The sequence below is a fragment of the Herbaspirillum sp. WTB6 genome (assembly GCF_057457785.1).
In genome coordinates, this window is sequence record NZ_CP176522.1 from 3,162,059 (window position 1) to 3,176,914 (window position 14,856).

A 14,856-nucleotide genomic window follows, 5' to 3' on the forward strand; every position below is an offset into this window, starting at 1 on the left:
ATATGGAGTATATGAGCGGCCGGCGGTGTTACGATACTGCAAATTTCTATTTGATAATTGTCCGCTGCGCGCAGCCAGCTTGGCCCCGGGAGAGAACAATGAAAATGATTCGGCGCGCCCGTGCGTTGGGGATGGGATTGGTACTTGCGCTTGCCTTTGCAGAAAACGCTGCGGCCGCGACCATCACCAGTTTTTCCCCACAGAACGAAGTGGCCCAGGTGCGCCAGGTCCGCGCTACCTTTTCCGAAGCAGCCGTCCGATTCGGCGATCCGAAAGCGCCAGCGCCGTTCGATATCCAGTGCGGCGAAGCGGGCAGCGGCCGCTGGGCCGACGAGCGCAACTGGGTCTACGATTTCGTGCGCGACCTGCCGCCCGGCACGCGCTGCACCTTCGCACTGAAACCCGGCTTCAAGGCGCTATCCGGCGCCGGCTTCGAGGGCAAGACCGCCTTCCGCTTCAATACCGGCGGCCCGGCCGTGCTCCAGACCTTTCCTTACAGCGGCGCCGACATCGACGATGAACAGGTGTTCGTTCTGGTGCAGAACGGCGCCGCCACCGAGGCCAGCCTGCGCCAGCATCTGTATTGCGCAGCGGAAGGGGTGCAGGAACGGATTCCGGTGACGCTGGTGGCGGGCCAGGTGCGCGCCGACCTGTTGAAGCATTTCGCCAAGGATATCGAGCCGCAGCGGGTCTCGACCGTGCAATGCCAGCAGCGCCTGCCGGCCGGCGCCGCCATGCGGCTGATATGGGATATCGGCATCGCCACGCCGTCCGGGCTGGCGACGCGCGCCCAGCAATTGTTCAACTTCCGGGTGCGCCAGGAGTTTTCCGCCAGCTTCAGCTGCGAACGCGAAAACGCCAACGCCGCCTGCGCACCGATCCTGCCGGTCCGTATCAACTTCAGCGCGCCCGTCAGCCGCAAGCTGGCCGAAGGCATCCTGCTGAACGGCGCGGCAGGCCGCAAGGCACCGTTCTTCGACAAATCCGATGCCGAGGAAACGGTGATGGGAGTGGTATTCCAGCCGCCGTTCGCGGAGAAATCGGAATTCACGCTGACGCTGCCCGACAAGTTCAAGGATATCGACGGCCGGCCGCTGGCCAATGCCGCGCTGTTTCCGCTGAAGGCGCAGATGGCCGCCTATCCGCCGCTGGCCAAGTTCGCCGCGGCGCCGTTCGGCATCCTAGAGCTGAATGCCGACGCCACCTTGCCGCTCAGCTTGCGCAACGTCGAGGTCAACCTGCCGGCCAAGCGCGCCAGTCCCGGCACCGTCGCCAGCCTGAAGGTCGAGGGCGACGCCGCGATCATCGACTGGATCGCCAAGGTCGAGAACTATCACGAAAACAGCTTGGAACTGAACGGCCGGATGACCCAGACGCGCGAGTTGAGTCTGCTGAACCGCGCGCTGGGCGTGAAAAAGCTGGAACTGCCGCCGTCCGCTGCCGCCAAGGACGGCCTGCGCCCGTTCGAAGTGATCGGGATTCCGCTGCCGGCGCCCGGCTTTTACGTGCTGGAACTGGAGTCGCAGCGGCTCGGCAGCGCGCTGCTGGGCAAGCCGGCGCCGATGTTCGTGCGCACCAGCGCGCTGGTGACCAATCTGGCGGTGCACGTCAAGCTCGGGCGCGCCAACGGCGCGGTGTGGGTCACTACGCTCGACGGCGCCAAGCCGGTGGCGGACGCCGATGTGCGCATCTCGAACTGCCACGGCAAGGAGTTGTGGCGCGGCAGGACCGGCGCCAACGGCGTGGCGCCGGTGCCGCAGGCGCTGGATGGCAGCTGCGCCCGCAAGGACAACGACGACACGGCCCGCATCGACGGCCTGTTCGTGTCGGCCCGCAAGACCGACGACCAGGGACGCGCCGACATGGCGTTTGCCCTGAGCTCATGGAACCGCGGCATCGAAGCCTACCGCTTCAACCTGCCGATCGACCAGGCGCGCGCAGCGAGCGTGCGCGCGCATACCGTGTTCGATCGCAGCTTGCTGCGCGCCGGCGAAACGGTGTCGATGAAGCACTTGATCCGCACCGAAACCATGCAGGGTTTCGGGCTGGTGCCGGCCGAGCGGCTACCGACCCGGGTGCGCATCGTGCACCAAGGCAGCGGCCAGGAATTCCAGTTTGCGCTGCAATGGCGCGGGCGCAAGGCGGCGCAGACCGTGTTCCCGATTCCGAAAGAGGCCAAGCTCGGCCGCTACCAGGTGATCCTTGACCGCGGCACGGCCCGGGCCGGCAGCGCGGCGGAGCAGGCGGACGCGCAGGATGGCGGCTATGAAAACACTTTCCACAGCGGCGGATTCCGCGTCGAGGAATTCCGCCTGCCGCTGCTGCAGGGGCGCATCACGCCGCCCAAAGGGGCGCTGGTGGCGCCGAAGGAATTGCCGCTGGACGTGCAGCTGAGCTACCTGAACGGCGGCGGCGCCTCCGGCCAGCAAGTCCATGTCACCAGCTTGCTGCGGCCGAAATATGTGCATTTCCCTGGCTACGACGGCTTTTCGTTCAACCTGAACGACGACAGCGGCGAGGACAAGCAAAAGATCGTCGCCGACAAGCTGGCGGTCACGCTGGACAGGAACGGCGCCGGCAAGACCGTGGTCAAGAACCTGCCGCCGCAGAAGACGCCGCAGGAATTGCTGACCGAAATGACCTTCGCCGATCCCAACGGCGAGATCCAGACGGTGTCGACCGTGTCGCCGCTGTGGCCGGCGGCGGTGGTGGTTGGCCTGAAGGGTAGTGAATGGGTGTCGGTCAAAAAGAAAATGACGCTGACCGCCGTCGCGCTCGATGCCGACGGCAAGCCGCAGGCCGGCGTGCCGATCAGGCTGTCGGCGGTGGCGAAGCAGACCAGCTCGCACCGCAAGCGCATGGTCGGCGGCTTTTACGCCTATGAAAACACGACCAGCAGCAAGGACCTCGGCCAGCTGTGCTCCGGCAAGTCCGATGCGCGCGGCCTGCTGCTGTGTTCGGTCGAGCTGCTCGAATCGGGCAATGTGGTGATCACGGCGCAGGGCAAGGATGGCGCCGGCAATCTGGCGATGGCCAATACCTCGCTCTGGGTCACGCGCGAGGGCGAACTGTGGTTCGACGGCGAAAACCAGGACCGGATCGACATCCTGCCGGAAAAGAAGAGCTATCAGCCCGGCGAGACCGCCAAGTTCCAGGTGCGCACGCCGTTCCGCCACGCTACCGCGCTGGTGGCGGTCGAGCGCGAGGGCGTGCTGGAAACGCAGGTGGTGCAGCTGTCCGGCAGCGATCCCACCGTCAGCCTGCCGGTCAAGGCCGCGTATGGGCCGAACGTCTACGTCTCGGTGCTGGCAGTGCGCGGGTGCATGCGCGAGGTGCCGTGGTACTCCTTCTTCAGCTGGGGCTGGAAGGAGCCGATCAACTGGTGGCACGAATTCCGCCAATACCAGGCGCCGGGGCCGATCGTCGATCTGTCGAAGCCGGCCTATAAATACGGCATCGCCGAGATCGCCGTCGGCGGCGCCGCCCATCAGCTCAAAGTGAACGTCAGCAGCGACAAGCCGGCGTATCCGATCCGCAGCGTCGCCAAGGTCACGGTGCAGGTCATGCTGCCGGACGGCAAGCCGGCGGCCGGCGCCGAGGTTGCGCTGGCGGCGGTGGACGAGGCATTGCTGGAGCTGGAGCCGAACACTAGCTGGGAGCTGCTGCCGGCGATGCTGCAGCGGCGCAGCTACGGCGTGGAAACCGCGACCGCACAGATGCAGGTGGTGGGCAAACGCCACTACGGACGCAAGGCGATTCCGGCTGGCGGCGGCGGCGGCAAGGCGCCGACGCGCGAGCTGTTCGATACCCTGCTGCTGTGGAAGCCGGCCATGGTGCTGGACGCCAATGGCCGCGCCCAGGTCGAGGTGCCGTTGAACGATGCCTTGACCAGCTTCCGCATCGTCGCCGTGGCCGACAGTGGGCTAGGCCTGTTTGGCACCGGCGCCGCCAGCATCCGCTCAACTCAGGATCTGCAGCTGATTTCCGGCCTGCCGCCGCTGGTGCGCGAAGGCGACCGCTTCAGCGCCATGCTGACCCTGCGCAATACCACGCAACGTGCGATGCAGGTCGAGGTGAGCGCCAAGGTGGGCGGCGTGGCCGGCGACCTCCCGCCCAGGAAGCTGGACATCGCCGCCGGCCAGACGGCCGAGATCGCCTGGCCGGTCACGGTGCCGGCTGACGTCGCGCAACTGGCGTGGGAAGTCAGCGCCCAGGAGCAGGGCGGCCAAAAGGTGCGCGATGCGATCAGGGTGACGCAGAAGGTGGTGCCGGCGGTGCCGGTCACGGTGCAGCAGGCCACGCTGTTCCAGCTCGATCGCCAGGCTGCGTTGCCGCTGGCGCCGCCGGCCGACAGCCTGCCCGGTCGCGGCAGCGTCGCAATTGCGCTGGCGCCCAAACTTTCGGGCAGCAGCGAAGGCCTGCGCCGCTTCTTCGAACGCTATCCGTATTCCTGTCTGGAACAGAAGGCGTCGCGCGCGATGGGGCTGAAGGACGATGCGCTGTGGCAGCGCATCATGGCGGACCTGCCGACCTATCTCGATAGCGACGGCCTGGCGTATTACTACCCGCCGCGCGCCGGCGATGCCGGCCGCGGCAGCGATACGCTGACCAGCTATCTGCTGGCGGCGACGCACGAAGCCAGCTTCGCGATCCCGCAGCACAACCGCGAGCAGATGCTGGATGGCCTGGCGGCGTTCGTCGAAGGCCGGCTGACGCGCGAGCACTGGTCGCCGAAAAAGGATCTCGATGTGCGCAAGCTGGCGGCGCTGGAAGCGCTGTCGCGCTACGGCCGGGCGCGGCCCGAGATGCTGGGCTCGATCCAGATCGCGCCCAACCTGTGGCCGACTTCGGCGGTGCTCGACTGGATCGCGCTGCTGCAGCGGCTGCCGGCGATTCCCGAGCGCGACCAGCGCCTGCAGGATGCCGAGCAGATCGTGCGCGCGCGCCTGAATTACCAGGGCACGCGCCTCGGCTTTTCCAGCGAAAGCAACGACTACTGGTGGTGGCTGATGGCCAGCGGCGACAGCAATGCGACACGCCTGATCCTGACCATGCTCGACCATCCGGCCTGGCAGGGCGACCTGCCGAAGCTGGTGACCGGCGCCCTGGCGCGCCAGCAACGCGGCCACTGGGGCACGACCACCGCCAACCTCTGGGGTGCGCTGGCGCTGGAAAAATTCGGACGCAAGTTCGAAGCCGAGAAAGTGGCCGGAACCACGCGCGCCGCGCTGGAGCAGGGCGGCGCTCCGGCCAAGAGCCAGAGCTTCGGCTGGGCCGCGCAGAATGGTATCCAAAGCGGCGGCAAGTTGTCGCTGCCGTGGCCGGCGGCAGTCGGCGCCAGTGAACTGAAGCTGGCGCACGACGGCAGCGGCAAGCCCTGGGTCACGGTGCAAAGCCTGGCGGCGGTGCAATTGAAGCAGCCGTTTTCCAGCGGCTACCGGATCACCAAGACCATCGTGCCGGTCGAGCAGAAGGAAAAGGGCGCCTGGTCGCGCGGTGACATCTACCGCGTCAACCTGGAGATCGACGCCCAGACCGACATGACCTGGGTGGTGGTCAACGATCCGATTCCGGCCGGCGCTACCTTGCTCGGCTCCGGCCTGGGGCGCGATTCGGCGATCGCCACCGGCGGCGAACGCGCCAGCGACAGTGCCTGGCTGGCGTACGAGGAGCGCAGTTTTGAATTTTTCCGCGGCTATTACGAATACGTGCCGAAGGGAAAATTCACCATGAGCTACACCTTCCGTTTGAACAATGCCGGTCAGTTCCAGTTGCGGCCGACCCGGGTCGACGCGCTGTATGCGCCGGAAATGTTTGGCGAAAGCCCGAACCCGGCGGTGACCGTCAAACCGTGATGGCAGAGCGCGGCCAATGAGGCAATTCCTTGACCGGCTCGGGTCCTGGCGGCGCGCGCTGGTGCTGGCGGTGCTGTTGCTGCCGGCGGTTGCCGCCGGCGCCGCCACGCTGCCGAGCTTCGCCGAAGTGCAGCGCGATTTCCGCTCCTCGGAGGCGGTCTTGTACGATCGCCACGGCGAGCCACTCCACCAGCTGCGCCTGAACCTGCACGAGCGCCGGCTGCCGTGGGTCGGGCTGGAGGACGTGTCGCCGGCGCTGCGCACCGCGCTGATCCTGTCGGAAGACCAGCGCTTTTACCGGCACAGCGGCGTCGACTGGAACGCGGTGACGGCTGCCGCCTGGAGCAATTTGTGGAATACCCGTACGCGCGGCGCCTCGACCCTGACCATGCAACTGGCCGGACTGCTAGATGAGGACTTGCGGCGGCGCGCGGCGCCGCGCAGCGTGGCGCAGAAGCTGACGCAGGCGCTGGTGGCGCAGGAACTGGAGCGCAGCTGGCGCAAGGACCAGATCCTCGAGGCCTATCTGAATCTGGTCGGCTTTCGCGGCGAGCTGGTCGGTGTGCACGCCTTGTCGCGCGTGCTGTTCCGCAAGCATCCCAGCGGGCTGAACCGGCGCGAGGCGGCCATCGCGGTGGCCTTGCTGCGGGCGCCAAACGCGCACCCCAACAAGGTGGCGGAACGCGCCTGCGCGATCCTGAAAGAACAGCGGGCCGCCGCCGAGTGCAATGGCATCGCCGGCATCACCGAGCTGACGCTGGCGCGGCTGACGGCGCGCGCCGATTTCGGCAGTTCGATCCCGGGCCCGCAACTGGCGCCGCATCTGGCTCAGCGCTTATTAAAAGCGCCGAACCAGCCGGTACGCTCGACCATCGACGCCGCCACCCAGCGTTTTGCGCGCGAGGCGATCCGGCGCCAGCTGGCGGCGCTGGCCGAGCGCAACATCGAGGACAGCGCGGTGCTGGTATTGGACAACGCCAGCGGCGATGTGCTGGCCTGGGTCGGCTCCAGCGGCGATTTCTCCGACGCCCGCCACGTCGACGGCGTGCTGGCGCTGCGCCAGGCCGGCTCGACCCTGAAGCCGTTCCTGTACCAACTGGCGCTCGAGCAGAAATGGCTGACCGCCGCCTCGCTGCTGGACGATGCGCCGCTCAACCTGACTACCGCCGCCGGACTGTACATCCCGCAAAACTACGACCGCCGCTACCAGGGCCTGGTCAGCCTGCGCACTGCGCTTGGTTCGTCGCTCAACATCCCGGCGGTGCGCACCCTGGTCACGGTGACGCCCGAGCGCCTGTTCCAGCGGCTGCAGGCGCTCGGCTTCGGCTTGCGCGAGTCGGGCGACTATTACGGCTACAGCCTGGCGCTGGGCAGCGCCGACGTCAGCCTACTGGCGCTGACCAATGCCTATCGCGCATTGGCCAATCAGGGCCGCGCGAGCCCGGTGCGCACCAGCCTCGGCGATCCTATCGTAAAACCGCGGCAGGTGATGAACCCGGCCGCGGCATTCATCATCAGCGACATCCTGGCCGACCGCAGCGCCCGCGCCGTCACCTTTGGCCTGGAAAACGCCCTGGCCGGCCGGGTGCCGGCGGCGGTCAAGACCGGCACCTCGAAGGACATGCGCGACAACTGGTGCATCGGCTATTCCGGGCGCTATACGGTCGGGGTGTGGGTCGGCAATGCCTCGGGCGCGCCGATGTGGGACGTTTCCGGCGTCACCGGCGCCGCGCCGATCTGGCAGGAAGTGATGCAGTTCCTGCACGGACGCCTGCCGGCCCAGGCGCGTTCGGCATCGGGCTTCGACGTGCCACCGGCGGGCGTCCGCGTGCGCAACATCCGCTACCAGGATCGACTGGAAGCGCCACGCCGCGAGTATTTCCTGGCCGGCACCGAACAGGAGTTCATCGCACTGGCACCGCCGGAGCAAATCCAGCCGGCGATCCGCTATCCGACCGCCGGCATGCTGGTGGCGCTCGATCCCGACATTCCGCCCGCGCACCAGCGCCTGCGCTTCGTGGCGCAAGGCTTGGCGAATGGCCGCTGGATGCTGGATGGGAAATTGCTGCCGCAGCGCAAGTGCAAGGGCAAAGGCGCCACATCGGCGGACCTGGCCTACGACTGGATGCCGTGGCCGGGCCGGCATACGCTGGCGCTGGTGGACGGCAAGAATGCGGTGGTCGATCAGGTCCGCTTCGAGGTGCGCGGCGCAGTCGAAAAGGCGAAGCTGCCTGCGAACGGCAAGCGCTAGGAGGCGCCTTGCGCGCCGCCGTTACCTCATGGGGTCAGTCGAGCGCCAGGCTGTAGTGGTAGAACGCCTCCTCGCGCGCGTAGCCGGCTGTTTCATACAGCTTCTGCGCCGGATTGTCGTGGGCGGTAGACAGGTCCAGCCGGCGCGCGCCGGTTGCCAGCGCATGGGTCTTGGCCGCCTCCAGCAGCGCACGGCCGACACCCTGGCCGCGTGCCGCCGGCGGCACGTACAGGTCGTTCAGAATCCAGGTGCGGCGCGCCGCCACCGAGGAAAATGACGGATAGAGCTGGGTGAAGCCGAGCGCCGCGCCGCGCTCGTCCTGCGCCAGCAGGATCACCGATTCGCGCAGGGCCAGCCGCTCGTGGATGTATGCCAGCGCCAGCGCCGGATCGGGCGCCTGCCGGTAGAACTGGCGGTAGGCGTCGAACAGCGGGGCAATCGTCGCCGCGTCGCTCAAACGCGCTTCCACCACCCGTACCCTCATGCCGTTACCTCGATGCCGGCGGCGCCGGCCGCCATCTCGCCGATCACCGCGGCGTCGGCAAAACCCTGAGCACGGAACAGCGCCAGCACCTCGTCCACCGCATCGGCGGCGCAGGCCACCAGCAAGCCGCCCGAGGTCTGCGGATCGGTCAGCAAGGCTTGCTGCACCGGTGAAATCGCTGGCTGCAGACGCACCTCGTGGCCGTAGGCGTCCCAGTTGCGGCCGGAGGCGCCGGTCACGCAGCCGGCCTCGGCCAGCCGCTCGACTTCCGGCAGCAGCGGAATGCGCGGCATGGCCAGCCGCGCGGTCAGGCCGGCGCCGCGCGCCAGTTCCAGCGTATGGCCGAGCAGGCCGAAGCCGGTGATGTCGGTCAGCGCGTGCACGCCGGCCAGCCGTGCCAGCGCCGGGCCGGGCGTGTTGAGCTTGGTGGTGTTGGCGATCATGGCGGCGTAGCCGGCGGCGTCGAGCTTCTCCTTTTTCAGCGCGGCCGACAGGATGCCGACGCCGAGCGGCTTGCCCAGCACCAGCCGGTCGCCGGCCTGGGCGTCGGCATTGCGCTTGACCTTGGATGGATGCACCAGGCCCAGCACCACCAGCCCGTAGATCGGTTCGACCGAATCGATGGTATGGCCGCCGGCGATCGGGATGCCGGCTTCGGCGCACACCGCTTCGCCGCCCTGGATGATCTTGCCGATCACATCCAGCGGCAGCTTGCCCACCGGCATCGCCACCAGCGCCAGCGCCATGATCGGCGTGCCGCCCATCGCGTAGACGTCGGAAATCGCGTTGGTGGCGGCGATGCGGCCGAAGTCGAATGGGTCGTCGACGATCGGCATGAAAAAGTCGGTGGTGGCGATCAGCGCCTGCTCGTCGTTCAGCTTGTAGACGGCGGCGTCGTCGGCGGTCTCGATGCCGACCATCAGCTCCTTAGGCACCGGGAAGCCGGAGGATTTTTTCAGTATCTCGGACAGCACGCCGGGCGCGATCTTGCAGCCGCAGCCGCCGCCGTGGGAAAACGAAGTGAGCCGGAGCGGCAGGTCGGTGGGGGCGTTCATGGTTGGGGTTCCGTTTGCTTTGGGGATGAAAGGGCGTTTGCGCCTACCAGATTATCCATCAACTGCAGCAGCAAGGATTTTTCCCGCGCCGGCGCAAACAGCGGCGCCCGCTCGTCGCACTGGCGCCACAGCCGCTGGTGGAACGCTGGCTCGGCGGCCGCACGTTGGATCAGGCGCGCCAGCGCGCGGCTGTCGCCGACCGGGAAGTAGCCTTCGTAGTCGTCGCCCAGCATGCCGCGGTTGCCTTCGATGTCGCTGGCGACGACCGGCACGCCGCTGGTCACCGCTTCGCAAATCACGTTGGCGCCGCCCTCCATCGCCGAGGCGATCACCATCAGGTGTTGGCGCTTCAGGTGCTGGCGCGCAGCAGCGTGCGGCAGGGCGCCGAGCCAGCGGTAGGTGGACAGCGCTTGTTGCGCCTGTTGTGCCTCCCGCCCCAGTTGTGGGTCGAGCGCGGCGCCGATGTGGCTGAAGCAGATGGACGGCACGGTCACCAGCGCGGCGGCCCGCATGAAAGTCAAAGGGTCTTTTTCCGGGCGCAAGTGGCCGATCATCGTGACCTTGAAATGGCGTCCGCGTTGCCGCTGGAATGACTTGAGCGCTGGCGCCGATTGATGGATCACCCAGGCTTTGGCGCGGGCATCGGCATCCAGCCGCTGCAAGGCCGCCTCCTGCAGCACCACCAGCCGTGTCGCCGCTTGCAGGCTGCGTTGCGTCACGGTATCGCTATCCAGATCGTGATACAGGTCGGTGCCGGTCAGCACCAGCAGCGTCGGCGCGGCTGGGCAGGCGGTGCGGAATGCCTCCAGTGCCGGCGCTGAACGCCGCGCGTGCAGCGCAATCAGCGCATCGGCCGCGATACCAGCCAGCGATTGAGGTTCAGCAAGCAAGGTTACGCGGTAGCGCTGGCGCAGGAAGCGCGCCCAGCGGCTGGCGGTGTGCCAGTTGCCATTGTTGGCTTTTGCCGAAGCCGGACTGATAATGAGAATGTGTGGCCTGGTCATTGGCGATGCTGTGTGGCTGGGCTGAAATGGCGCCGTGGCGCCCGCAGTGACTCCTGTCCGGCCATCCCGATGAATGATTCCTTCCGAACCGCCAGTGCCGACCAGTTGGCAAATGCATTGCAGGATGCGCGAAATTATACGCTGGCCCTGTTCGAACGCTTCCTCTCGGCCGGCCTCGATGCGGCGGCCAAGGTGCCGCTGCTGGAAATCCTGAATCCGCCGCTGTGGGAGTTCGGCCACATCGCCTGGTTCGCCGAGTGGTATGTGCTGCGCGAGGCGCATTCGAGCGCGCCCGGCGCGGCGCGGCGCGCCTCGCTGCTGTCGCGCGGCGACGACTGGTTCGATTCGAACCGGGTGCCGCACGATGCGCGCTGGACACTGCCGCTGCCGAGCGCCGGGGCGCTGAAGACCTATTGTCATGAAGTGCTGGATCGGGTGCTGGACAAGCTGGCCCGGCTCGACGGCGCCGACGACCAGGCGCTATATCCGTACCGGCTGGTGCTGGCGCACGAAGACATGCATGGCGAAGCGCTGGCGATGAGCCTGCAGACGCTCGGCATCGCCGGCCCGCCAGCGCTGGCCACGGCAATCGCGGCGCCCTGGGCGCAGGGCGAAATCCGCTTTCCTGGCGGTACCCTGCAGTTGGGCAGCGTCCCGGATCAGGGCTTTGTGTTCGACAATGAAAAATGGCGCCATCCGTGCTACGTGCCGGCGTTCACGATGGATTCGACGCTGGTCTCGAACGCGCAGTTCAAGGATTTCATCGACGACGGCGGCTATCAGCGAGCGCAATTCTGGAGCGCCGGCGGGCGCCGCTGGCTGCAACGGCAGGGACGTGGGGCGCCGCGCGACTGGCAGCGCGCGCAGGGGGAGGATGCGCGAGGACAATGGTACGACCGCCGCTTCGACCGCAGCATCCTGCTGGCGCCGAACCAGCCGGTGCGCCATGTCAGTCTGTACGAGGCGCAAGCGTATTGCGTCTGGGCCAAGCGCCGCCTGCCAACCGAAGCCGAATGGGAATTCGCGGCACTGTCGGCGCACCCGGCCTTGCGCTGGGGCGACCTGTGGGAATGGACTTGCACGCCGTTCGAGCCGTATCCGGGCTTCGCCGCCGATGCCTACCGGGAATATTCGGCGCCGTTTTTCGGCACGCATCAGGTGGTACGCGGAGCCTCGTTCGCGACCCGAGGCCGCCTGCGTTCGCCCAAGTACCGCAATTTCTATTTGCCTGAGCGCGACGACCTGTTCATCGGCTTTCGTACCTGTGGACTCTGATCTCTGTTGCGGATTCGCCATCCAGGCGCATGCCGGGCTGCTTCGCCTTGCCGTGCAGCAGCAAGCAGCACCGTGTGCGGTTTCGCGCCCTGTTCCCGCTTTGATTGCGATCGGCATGAATACTGCCGAAGAATCCGCCGCAGCATAAAAAAACGGCCGCTGGGGATTTTCCAGCGGCCGTATCAGTTGTTGCCCGGGGTATCGCGCTTAGCGATCGCCGTAGGAGCGGCGTCCGCCGCTATCGCCGGTACGCGCGCCCTTGCTGAAGCTGCCTTCGCGGCGCGGGGCATTCGGCTTGCTGAAGCTGCGCCCGCCCGCACCCGGCTTGCCGCCGCGATTGTCGCCCGGCTTCCAGCCGCCCGGCTTGTGGCTCGAACGCGAGGCCGAGGCGGTTTTCTTCGGCTCGAAACCTTCGATCACGTCAACCGGAATCAATTGCTTGGTGAAGCGCTCGATCCGTTTCACGTTCATGCCTTCGGCGTGGTTGACCAGCGAGACGGCGAGGCCGTTGCGGCCGGCGCGGCCGGTGCGGCCGATCCGGTGCACATAGTCTTCCGGGAATTTCGGCAGGTCGTAGTTGAATACGTGCGTGATGGTCGGGACGTCGATGCCGCGCGCCGCGACGTCGGTTGCCACCAGCACCCGCACCTGGCCACGACGCAGGCTGTCCAGCGTGCGGTTGCGCGCGCCCTGATGCATGTCGCCATGCAATGCGGCAGCGGCGAAGCCGGCGATGTTCAGGCGATCGGCGATGGTGTCGGCGTCGCGCTTGGTGGCGGTGAACACCACTGCCTGATCCAGCGTGACGTCGCGCAGCAGGTGATCCAGCAGGCGGTTCTTGTGCGACAGGTCATCGACGAAATGCATCCGTTGCTGGATGTTTTCATGCTTGGTGGCGGAGCCGGCGATCTGGATGATTTGCGGGTTGTTGGTGATGCGGCGCGCCATGTTGCCGACCACGCCATCCAGCGTCGCCGAAAACAGCATGGTCTGGCGCGAGGCCGGCGTGGCTTCGACGATTTTTTCGATGTCGTCGATGAAGCCCATGTCCAGCATGCGGTCGGCTTCGTCCAGCACCAGGATCTGCAATTGCGAGAAATCGATCTTGCCGGATTCCATGTGATCGATCAGGCGGCCGGGCGTCGCCACCAGGATTTCCGGATTTTTCGCCAGCAATTGCATCTGTTTCGGGTACGGCATGCCGCCCAGGATCGAGATTGCCTTGATGCGGCGCAGATAGGCACCGTATTTGGTGGTGGCGGTGGTGACCTGCAGCGCCAGTTCGCGCGTTGGCGTCAACACCAGCATCTTCGGCTGCGCCGGACGGAAGCGTGGGCGCTCGCCGCGGCCGCGCGCCGACTGCGCTTCCTGGTTCGGCGTCTTGCCGGCGACGGCCGGCTGTTCGGCCGAGGCGAATTTATGCAGCGCGGGCAGCATGAAGGCGGCAGTCTTGCCGGAGCCGGTACGCGACGAGACCAACAGGTCGCGCCCTTCGATGGCGGCCGGAATGGCTTGCGCCTGGACGCCGGTGGGTTCGGTATAGCCTGCGTCGGTCAGCGCCTTGAGGACGGACGGGTGCAGGCCAAGGGATTCAAAAGTCATTGATTTCTTTCGTGAAAGCAGCGCCGTCCAGCTTCATCGATGAAGCGACGGCAACAAAAGGAATGCAACGCCAACCAACGAAACAGCTAAGAAAACTTACTGGATAAGCTCAGAGAGATTTCGGCACAAAAGCTTTGCGCCGGGACGGTGTTTGAAGTTCAACACCAGAAGGCGGGAGGGCTTTATCGTTAATGCGAACGGTTCGCGATGCGGCAAAGCGCCATGCGTGTTGCATTGCGCAGGCCGCATTCTACAGGTAAAAAGAGCCCAATGTCGAATTGTTTTGCTGCGTTGCGAAAAGCGATGTCGGACACACATCGCCGTCGCCGCGCTGATATGGCTACTCGGCCAATCCCGGGCCGTACAGCACATTGGAAAAACCGCCGTCGACATAGGTGATTTCGCTGGTGATGCCGGAGGCCAGTTCGGACAGCAAAAAGGCCGCCGTGTTGCCGACTTCCTCGATCGTGACGTTGCGCCGCAGCGGCGCATGCTCGGCGACGACCCCGAGCAGCTTGCCGAAATCCTTGATGCCGGAGGCGGCCAGGGTCTTGATCGGGCCGGCCGAAATGCCGTTGACACGAATGCCTTTCGGTCCCAGCGATTCCGCCAGATAGCGCACGCTGGCTTCCAGCGAAGCCTTGGCCAGGCCCATCGTGTTGTAGTTCGGGGCGGCGCGCACCGACCCCATGTAGGTCAGCGTCAATAGCGCGGAATTCGGGCGCAGCAGCGGCAGCGCGGCTTTGGCCATCGCCGGAAAGCTGTAGGCGGAAATATCGTGCGCGATCTTGAAGGATTCGCGTGACAGGCCTTCCAGGAAGTCGCCGGTGATCGCCTCGCGCGGCGCGAAGCCGATCGAATGCACCAGGCCGTCGAGCTGATCCCAAGACTTGCCGAGATCGGCGAACAGAGCATCGATCTGCTCGTCGCTGCCGACGTCGCAGTCGAAAATCAGGTCGCTGCCGAATTCCTTGGCGAAATCGGTGATGCGCTGCTTGAAGCGCTCGCCGACATAGGTAAACGCCAGCTCCGCGCCTTCGCGCTTGCAGGCCTGGGCGATGCCATAGGCGATGGACCGGTTCGACAGCAGGCCGGTAATCAGGATTTTTTTGCCTTGCAGAAATGCCATGGAGTACTCCAGGTGAGCAGGTGGAAGCCGATGGTGAGCGCCGCGGCGCCGCGGCGAGAATTGTACGGGGCCGGCCGTTGGCGGGCAACTGCCGGCCAACGATCGGGCAGGCAGCGGACGTCGGTTCCGTGCAATTGCCATGCTGTGGTTCGGCAGCAGAGTATAAATCGTCGCGGCGCTCGAAGTGACGCGCCGCTTGGG

Annotated in this window: 8 protein-coding genes; 3 read left to right on the forward strand and 5 right to left on the reverse strand. The window is 66.4% G+C overall.

The genetic code is table 11. The features are described 5' to 3' along the window. The first annotated feature begins 98 nt into the window (after positions 1 to 98). Together ACK2VC_RS14730 and pbpC are read left to right on the forward strand one after the other, a co-directional pair. Entirely contained in the window at positions 99 to 5,855 is a 5,757-nt protein-coding gene (locus ACK2VC_RS14730; protein ID WP_486731134.1) for an alpha-2-macroglobulin family protein, read from the forward strand. Positions 5,856 to 5,871: 16 nt separating this feature from the next. Continuing rightward, positions 5,872 to 8,106, forward strand: a complete 2,235-nt coding sequence (gene pbpC, locus ACK2VC_RS14735; RefSeq protein WP_486731135.1) for a penicillin-binding protein 1C — start codon at positions 5,872 to 5,874, stop codon at positions 8,104 to 8,106. 34 nt (positions 8,107 to 8,140) lie between these two features. Here the strand turns inward: pbpC and ACK2VC_RS14740 are convergent, their stop codons facing one another. From ACK2VC_RS14740 to senB, 3 genes are read right to left on the reverse strand one after another with little or no spacing between them, the layout of a single operon-like run. Then, the gene (locus ACK2VC_RS14740) at positions 8,141 to 8,590 is read right to left on the reverse strand and encodes a GNAT family N-acetyltransferase (RefSeq protein WP_486731136.1); all 450 of its coding nucleotides are present in this window, start codon (positions 8,588 to 8,590) and stop codon (positions 8,141 to 8,143) included. Then, positions 8,587 to 9,645 (reverse strand): selenide, water dikinase SelD, encoded by a 1,059-nt coding sequence (gene selD, locus ACK2VC_RS14745; RefSeq protein WP_486731137.1) that lies wholly within the window; start codon positions 9,643 to 9,645, stop codon positions 8,587 to 8,589. The genes ACK2VC_RS14740 and selD overlap by 4 nt, the downstream gene beginning before the upstream one ends. Next, positions 9,642 to 10,649, reverse strand: coding sequence for a selenoneine biosynthesis selenosugar synthase SenB (gene senB / locus ACK2VC_RS14750; protein WP_486731138.1), 1,008 nt, complete (start codon positions 10,647 to 10,649; stop codon positions 9,642 to 9,644). Before senB ends, selD begins: the two co-directional genes overlap by 4 nt. 69 nt (positions 10,650 to 10,718) lie before the next feature. Here senB and senA point away from each other — a divergent pair, with 69 nt between their 5' ends. Next, the gene (gene senA, locus ACK2VC_RS14755) at positions 10,719 to 11,924 is read left to right on the forward strand and encodes a selenoneine synthase SenA (RefSeq protein ID WP_486731139.1); all 1,206 of its coding nucleotides are present in this window, start codon (positions 10,719 to 10,721) and stop codon (positions 11,922 to 11,924) included. 207 nt (positions 11,925 to 12,131) lie between these two features. Here senA and ACK2VC_RS14760 read toward each other — a convergent pair whose 3' ends face one another. Together ACK2VC_RS14760 and fabI are read right to left on the reverse strand one after the other, a co-directional pair. Beyond that, positions 12,132 to 13,526 (reverse strand): DEAD/DEAH box helicase, encoded by a 1,395-nt coding sequence (locus ACK2VC_RS14760; protein ID WP_486731140.1) that lies wholly within the window; start codon positions 13,524 to 13,526, stop codon positions 12,132 to 12,134. A gap of 340 nt (positions 13,527 to 13,866) precedes the next feature. Continuing rightward, positions 13,867 to 14,655, reverse strand: a complete 789-nt coding sequence (gene fabI, locus ACK2VC_RS14765; RefSeq protein WP_486731141.1) for an enoyl-ACP reductase FabI — start codon at positions 14,653 to 14,655, stop codon at positions 13,867 to 13,869. Positions 14,656 to 14,856: the final 201 nt, after the last annotated feature.

Bases quoted from the DNA above. Each gene is read 5' to 3' on its own strand.
- ACK2VC_RS14730 (WP_486731134.1), top strand. From the start codon at position 99: ATGAAAATGATTCGGCGCGCCCGTGCGTTGGGGATGGGATTGGTACTT.
- fabI (WP_486731141.1), bottom strand. From the start codon at position 14,655: ATGGCATTTCTGCAAGGCAAAAAAATCCTGATTACCGGCCTGCTGTCG.
- ACK2VC_RS14740 (WP_486731136.1), bottom strand. From the start codon at position 8,590: ATGAGGGTACGGGTGGTGGAAGCGCGTTTGAGCGACGCGGCGACGATT.
- senB (WP_486731138.1), bottom strand. From the start codon at position 10,649: ATGACCAGGCCACACATTCTCATTATCAGTCCGGCTTCGGCAAAAGCC.
- selD (WP_486731137.1), bottom strand. From the start codon at position 9,645: ATGAACGCCCCCACCGACCTGCCGCTCCGGCTCACTTCGTTTTCCCAC.
- ACK2VC_RS14760 (WP_486731140.1), bottom strand. From the start codon at position 13,526: ATGACTTTTGAATCCCTTGGCCTGCACCCGTCCGTCCTCAAGGCGCTG.
- senA (WP_486731139.1), top strand. From the start codon at position 10,719: ATGAATGATTCCTTCCGAACCGCCAGTGCCGACCAGTTGGCAAATGCA.
- pbpC (WP_486731135.1), top strand. From the start codon at position 5,872: ATGAGGCAATTCCTTGACCGGCTCGGGTCCTGGCGGCGCGCGCTGGTG.